The organism is Candidatus Caldatribacterium sp., from assembly GCA_014359405.1.
Classification (GTDB): Bacteria; Atribacterota; Atribacteria; order Atribacterales; family Caldatribacteriaceae; genus Caldatribacterium; species Caldatribacterium oleiphilum.
The window spans coordinates 1-6,747 of record JACIZN010000106.1 but is presented as its reverse complement, the minus strand read 5'-3'; the positions used below and the strand labels follow the sequence as shown (position 1 = coordinate 6,747).

Annotated in this window: 9 protein-coding genes; 2 read left to right on the top strand and 7 right to left on the bottom strand. The window is 50.2% G+C overall.

All coding sequences use genetic code 11. The features are described from left to right. Positions 1-736: IS256 family transposase (locus tag H5U36_08235; GenBank protein MBC7218108.1), on the top strand; the 736-nt coding region annotated here is incomplete at its 5' end. Positions 737-744: 8 nt separating this feature from the next. Here H5U36_08235 and H5U36_08230 read toward each other — a convergent pair. The 7 genes from H5U36_08230 to H5U36_08200 all read right to left on the bottom strand — a co-directional run bounded on the left by H5U36_08230 (position 745) and on the right by H5U36_08200 (position 6,010). Continuing rightward, positions 745-900, bottom strand: a complete 156-nt coding sequence (locus H5U36_08230) for a hypothetical protein (protein ID MBC7218107.1) — start codon at positions 898-900, stop codon at positions 745-747. Positions 901-969: 69 nt separating this feature from the next. Then, positions 970-2,100 (bottom strand): hypothetical protein, encoded by a 1,131-nt coding sequence (locus H5U36_08225; protein MBC7218106.1) that lies wholly within the window; start codon positions 2,098-2,100, stop codon positions 970-972. 14 nt (positions 2,101-2,114) lie between these two features. After that, on the bottom strand, positions 2,115-3,266 hold the full coding sequence (locus tag H5U36_08220; protein MBC7218105.1) for an ROK family transcriptional regulator: 1,152 nt from the start codon (positions 3,264-3,266) through the stop codon (positions 2,115-2,117). A gap of 244 nt (positions 3,267-3,510) precedes the next feature. After that, positions 3,511-3,735: a hypothetical protein gene (locus H5U36_08215; GenBank protein MBC7218104.1), complete on the bottom strand. Its 225-nt coding sequence runs from the start codon at positions 3,733-3,735 to the stop codon at positions 3,511-3,513. 159 nt (positions 3,736-3,894) lie between these two features. Beyond that, positions 3,895-5,226 (bottom strand): AAA family ATPase, encoded by a 1,332-nt coding sequence (locus H5U36_08210; GenBank protein ID MBC7218103.1) that lies wholly within the window; start codon positions 5,224-5,226, stop codon positions 3,895-3,897. A gap of 159 nt (positions 5,227-5,385) precedes the next feature. After that, the gene (locus H5U36_08205; GenBank protein ID MBC7218102.1) at positions 5,386-5,643 is read right to left on the bottom strand and encodes a hypothetical protein; all 258 of its coding nucleotides are present in this window, start codon (positions 5,641-5,643) and stop codon (positions 5,386-5,388) included. Further along, the gene (locus H5U36_08200) at positions 5,612-6,010 is read right to left on the bottom strand and encodes a HEPN domain-containing protein (protein ID MBC7218101.1); all 399 of its coding nucleotides are present in this window, start codon (positions 6,008-6,010) and stop codon (positions 5,612-5,614) included. Before H5U36_08200 ends, H5U36_08205 begins: the two co-directional genes overlap by 32 nt. Before the next feature lie 213 nt (positions 6,011-6,223). Between H5U36_08200 and H5U36_08195 the strand changes: the two genes are divergently transcribed. Beyond that, on the top strand, positions 6,224-6,747 hold a 524-nt coding region (locus H5U36_08195), incomplete at its 3' end, for a LacI family DNA-binding transcriptional regulator (protein MBC7218100.1).

Here is a 6,747-nt window from a genome sequence, read left to right as displayed (position 1 = left end):
ATTAGCGGAGGAGTACTACGCGGTGTTCCTGGACGGGACTTTCCTCTCCATCCGCCGGGGAAAAACGGCCAAGGAACCGGTGTACATGGCCCTGGGGATTGAGCCGGATGGGCACCGGGAAATCCTGGGCTTTTGGCTGTTTGGAGAGAGGGGAGAAGGCGTCCACAACTGGGAGGAAGTACTGAAAGACCTCCAGCGCCGTGGGGTACGCAGGGTACGGATCTTCGTCACCGATGACCTCCCGGGCTTAGAGGGGGCCATCAAGAAAATGTTCCCTGATGCGGACTGGCAGCTTTGTGTTTTGCATGCCGTACGGGATGCTTTGAACAGGGTAAGAAGGAAGGACCGCGAGGCCTTGGCTGAAGCACTCAAGAAGATTTACCGGGCGGAGACGGAGGAGGAAGCCAAGGGAGGCTTAGGGAAGCTGCGGGAGAGGTGGGGTGAGATCTATCCCAGGATTGTGGAATGCTGGGAGACCAAGGCTTACGCCCTGTTGGCGTTTCTCCGTCACCCCAAGTCCATCCGGCGGTACTTGTACACCACGAACCAACTGGAACGGCTGGCGAAGGAGGTGAAACGACGGACGAAGGTGGTGGAGGTGTTCTGTGGAGAAGAAGCAGTGGAGAAGCTTTTGTACTTAGTTTTGAGTCACTTGAACGAGGCCTGGGGAGCGCGAAAGCTCAGGGGATTTGCGGAAATCGAGACGGGGAGCTACAATGCTGGCCGGACACAATAAACGAGACACTATGGAGCTTCCTCCTGAGCTTTGATCAACTCTACCTCCGCCTGCTTCATCAACCAGACATTGAGAGTAACCCTTTGTCCTTCTTGTCCCTCTGCAAGAACCAAAACCAGTAAAAACACCATCAGCAGACCAATTATCACTCCGACCCTCTTCATCTCCTCTGACACCTCCCAAGTTTCTGTTTTATTGACTCCCAACTCTCACAACCAAAAAGAACTTTCATCTCACCTTTTCTCATCTCCTCCTTTCTCGTTCCATCTTTCCACTATCTTGGAAACAAAACGCGCTTTTTCGATGTCACACATGGGTGACAACTCATCAGATACCCCTAAAATGATACGAGGAGCAAAAGCCTTCAAGACTTTCAGGGTAAATGTTTCTAGTTCAGAAAGATCATACTCTGGCATAAAAAGTAGCATTGGTATCCCATCAAGCACAACCTTGTCCCCTATCGCTTCCCGCAATTCCTCAACCTCAACATCTCCCTGGGGAAGAGGTGTGGGAGCTTCGATTCCATCAAAGGGGAGACTTTTAAGGTAAGGAAGGAGCGGTTTAAGAGAACCATCCATGTGGATGTGACAAAACTTACCAGCCTTGTGAAGCTGCGCTACTCTCCTCTCATAGTAAGGAAGCAACCATTCCTCGAAGATAGCCGGAGAATTAAAGCGTCCATCAATGTTCTCCCCGAAGTTAAGAATTTTGACAGGACAGGAAGCAAGAACCTCAAAGAGTTCGTCCTCGGCCTCTTCAGCCCTTCTAAGATACTCCCTTAGCCTTTGGGGATAGTCATATACCAGAGTGATAGTCCTTTCGATCCCTGCAAACTGAAGAAAAAGTCTCTGGAAAGGCGACCTCTCCCAGTAGAATTGTATCTCCCCCAACCCATTAAGCTTGTTCCTTGCCTCCTCATAAAACTCCACGTTGAAACGATAGTGGGTGTTGGTAACAATGTACTCAAGGATCTCCAAATCCTCAAGCCTCTTCACTGGATGTTCGACATAGTGCCAGGAGCACCCCCATTCACCCAGTTTCTTACGACCGTAAAGGGTCCCCAAAGGGGAGCGAAAATAAACATGGATAGTGTCCCCTTCAGTAACCTCCTCAACAGCAGCTCCATTAGAGTACTCAAAGAGGATGTATGTGCGCGGAGAAGAGATGTCAACACTTTCCCCGTAGAAGTACCGTACAGAAGCTCCTAAATCCTGGTAGACCTCCAGTATATTTGCATTTCTAAACCGCTCAGGAAGCTTGCCTAAGGTCTTGTTGACGTTGAACCAATGCTCTAAACGAGGTTGCCACACGATGTTTCTATTCTTACCCTCGAAGGTGTCCAAGATATCCTGCCGGAAATCCACGTTACCTAACCCCCTTAGACCAGCTCTTCTAATAGAGAGGCAACAACTTCACTTGCCACTCCTAAGGCACTTCCCTCTTCCTGAAGCTTGCTCACCAAGATGGGCGTATTCTGCGCTTTTAGGGAAAAAATATTTTCCCTGGAGGAGCGGATAGCTTCCTCCACGTATTCGGGAAATTGCACCAATTCTCCACCCAAAACCACAGCCGGCGGGTTCAAAACGTTAATCATGTTGGCAATCCCTTTCCCCAGCACAAAACCCGCTCTTCTCAAAACCGCAAGTACCTTTGGATTTCTCTCTTTGTAGCTCTCGACAAGTTTGTTAAAGGTAAAGGGCTGTCCCATTTCTTTTTCCATCTCGCTAAGAATAAAGGCAGTAGAAGTATACTGTTCGAGGCATCCCCTGTTCCCGCAGTAGCACGGTTTTCCATTAGGATCTACAGTTGTATGTCCTACTTCCCCACAAGACCCGTGCATCCCCCTAACAAGCTCACCACGGTACACGTATCCGCCTCCAACCCCCCAGCTGCAAAAAAAGTAGAAGAAGCCAGAAAAATCTTTTCCCCATCCAAAAGACATTTCCGCAAGGGTTGAAGCTCTAGCAATGTTGTCAATAATCAAACGGTAGGGTATCAGGCGTGTAAACAGCATTTCTACATCTGTACTTTCCCAGCCAGAAAAGGGAGACCATTCTGTCCCCTCCTGATGTTTAAAGCAGAAACCTGGGGTTGCAATACCCACCCCCGCAATTTGCTCAGGTGCCAGAGAGTAATGACGACGTATCTCCTCAAGGGTTTCCAGGACTATGCGGCCAATTTTAAGGGGACCTAGCATCGGACTTGCTTCTATCTCTTGCTTGTGTAGCGTATTAAGGTGTAAATCGCTCAAAACCACTGTTACCTTACGAGAACAATCCACACCAAATACGTACCGGTACTCTGGATTAAGTTCCAGAAGGGTCGGTTTCCTACCCGTAGTAGATCTCCCCTTACCAACTTCCCGAATTACTCCATCCCTTATAAGAGGGTCAACAATCCTCGATACCGAAGGAAGCGAAAGTCCCAAGCGCTTTGAGAGCTCGGTACGGGAGATCGGAGCATTGGTTCTTATTTCTAGCAGTATGTTCCTCCTATTAATTCTCCTACATTCTTCTGGAGTGCCAATCATTTGGTTACTTTCTTTCAGTTTGTAAGCATTGGAGCAATTCAGATAGTAGCAAAAAATCCCTCAAGTTGTCAACTTTTTGTATAGGTTCACATCATGTGGGACACTCTACAATTCCAGTATTCACAGAAGTCCTCTACCTAAAACTCTAGCGGAGTTTTCCTAATGCACACTTCTTCCTGGGAGATCCAATTCAATTGTCCTGCTATTCCACCAATGTGGAAGGGCTGGAGAGAGGACAAAGAGCTCAGGGCCATACCCACTGCAGGCTTTTTTCGAACTTCCCACAGAACTTACCTTCACAGTGGAAGAGGGTTAAGTTCTCCTTCCCCAGGAAAGGGCATGTCTCCCTGAGTTCTCGAATCCACTCAAAGAGTCCTGGAGTCCAACCGAGACTCAATCCTTTTAGGTTTTCTGGAACAATCCTCGAAGCCCTCCAGACTCCCGGGTTGAACCGCCTTGGTAGTGGCATTAGGTACTCCAGGCAATGCCATACTTCCTTGGTTCTTTGCAAAGTCCAGAACCCTGGGACGAATCCCTGCCTTTTTAGAGTGTCCGTGGATTTAGAAAAGTACCCAAAGAGGAACCCAAGGTGGAGTGGAGACCCTAAGAAACAGGAGACACAAACCTTCTAACCCGATTGGCTCTCCCGCCTATCCCGGTACTCCGCAAGGAAACGGACTACGGCTTCATCCATGAGGATGTGCTCTCGTCGAACGGGTTGTCGAAGGACAATCCCCTCAAGGGTTCTACAGCGGGAGAGTGCCACGTAGAGCTGTCCGTGGGCAAAAGTTCCTCTGCCGAGGTCGATGACCACCCGGTCAAAGGTTAAACCCTGGCTTTTGTGAATGGTGATTGCCCAGGCAAGCCGCAGAGGATACTGCGTGAACGAACCAATTTGTCTTGTGGCGATGCGCTGTGCTCTTTCATCGTAGTAGAACTCAAACATATCCCAGACGTGTGGTCCCACTTCGACTTCTTCGCCGTTTTCAAGGTTAAGAACCACGACTTCTCCCCATTCTCTTTTTTCAAAACCCACCACTTGTCCCATGGTTCCATTGACCCACTGCCCTAAGGGGTCGTTGTTGAGGAGCATCACCTGGGCACCCTTTTTGAGCCGCAGCTCTAAATCAGCAGGTAGGTCTTTTGTTTTTGAATTTTCAAAACTTCCAGTCAGGACCCCCATGTACAATCTCTCTTCCCCTTTGAGCCTTTGCATCCGCTCCTCATTTATTCTCTGGGCCCTCTCCTTTGTCGTTGTCAGGTACACCACGAACTCCCCTTCTTCGGGAACGTACCCGGGGATAACCCGCTCGTTGAGAATCCGAAGATCCTCGTCACTCACCGTGTTGCTCCGAATCCGGTTTAAGATTGCCAAGAACTGCTCGTCGTTCTGGCGGTAAACCTTCTCAAACTCCACAAAAGCAGGATGAATCTCCTGGAAAGACCGGGCACTGAAGAAGTAAGGGCTCTGGTAGTACTCTTCAAAAAGGATTCTCTCCTTCTCTTTCACTACTGGAGGTAACTGGTAGAGGTCGCCGATGAAGACCATCTGAACACCACCAAAAGGCTCTCCAGGCTTTTTCCCAAAACGACGAAGGAACGCATCGGCGCAATCAAGGAGATCCGCCCGAACCATGGAAACCTCGTCAATCACGATAGTATCGAGGTTTCTGTACAATTTCTCATTGTTCGGCCGAACTCTCCATGCAGCATCCGGTGTCACATCGGGGCGAAAGCGGAAAAAGGAATGAATGGTCTGCCCCTGAACGTTAATGGCTGCGACCCCTGTAGGTGCCAGGACAACTATGTTTTTCTTTGTGTTTTCCCGGAAGTACCGCAAGAGAGTGGATTTTCCGGTTCCCGCCTGGCCGGTAATGAAGACCGATTGATCGCTCTCTTCGAGAATTGCAAGAGCCTTCGCAAACTCTGGATTCAAATCAATGGTTCCTGAGACAGCCATACTGCGCCTATCACCGGAAAAGACCGATTATGCCCAGAACAAGGACAACAAGCACCACAAACCCCGAGGCAATCAAAATGAGCCGGTGTACGTTGCCCAGGGCTTCGTTCAATTTCATCAATTCTCTGGTAAGACGAATATCGATACGTTCCGCAAGGACTACTCCCTGGACCAGAGAACAATGCCCTCCTGAATCCAGCGCCGAATGGCGCTTTCAACCTCCTGGTACTCGGCTTCGGTATAGATATGAGGTTCAAGGCGAGGGATGCCAAGCACCCGCTTCACCAGGACGTAGTCATCTGGGCGTTTTTCCCCAGAGTACACAAGAAGAAGGTCCACATCAAGAAGCGCAGGGAGCCTCTCCTGGATGGTCCGGATGACGTCCTCAGGCTTCCATCTGGGATAGGAGATTCTCACAGAACTGGACGATTTCGGTGGCATACGCAACAAGCCTCCGGGCTTCCTTCAGCGTGTACCGACTTCGAGGAGACCCGGAAGGATGGGCATCGGGGTATCTTGTGGGAATGTACGCTTTATCAAGCTCCAGGGCACCCTCGATGAGCTCTTCAGGGACCTCGTATTTCCCAGAGAGTTCCATAAGGAGATCGGCCACAGAATGCCCCCAGGCCTCAGCGCCGAGTTTCTGGAAAACCGCTTTTACAGCTTTTTCGGCTGCCTGTTGCGCAGAAAAACAGGCCCAGTTGTAGAAACCATGGTCGATGTCACTTTGGGCATGTTCCAGGTCGCCTATCGCTGCGTCAAGCCAGTCACGACTTCTCTCCACAGAAGCACCTTCCAAAAGGGCAGAGCCCCTTTTTGCTTCAGTCTATTCCCGGTATTTCTGGGTGTCAAGGCTTTCTCGTCAGTGCCCCAGCCTTCGTCCGTTCTGCCTCAAGTCTTGCCAGGCGAGATTTCTTCACCCCGCTCTCTTGACATTCCTTTTCCTGTTTTGTAAAATTTGCGCAAAGCAAGAAAATTTGCCAAAGAAGGGACAGTAATGGCAACCCTCAAAGAGATTGCCGAAAAAGCCGGAGTTTCTATAACCACCGTGTCCCATGTTCTCAATGGAACGCGCCCAGTAAGCGAGCACCTGAAAAAGCGGGTTCTTGAAGCCATGGAGGCTCTGGGAGTGGAACCCCGCCTCCCTTCCCGCAAGAAATCCTCGCAGCTCATTGCCATGCTCATTGACGACATCTTCAACCCTTTCTTCACTGAAGTTTTTGCCTCTGCCGAGGCGACGGCCCGGAGCATGGGGTACCATCTTTTGCTCCTTCCTTCAATCGAGCGGGGATCCGACATTCTCTACCTCAAAGACCTTGAGGAGAAATCCGTTGATGGAATCATCGTGGCTACTCGCCTTGGAGTCTCCCACCTCAAGAAGGCCTTCTCGACTCAGCTCCCCATGGTATTTTTGGGAGGGAGTCTTGAGGTTCCTTTCTCGACGAGCGTTCTTCTTCCGGATGAGGCGGGAACGTACCTTGCGACGAAGCACCTCCTTTCTCTTGGGCATACCGAGATCCT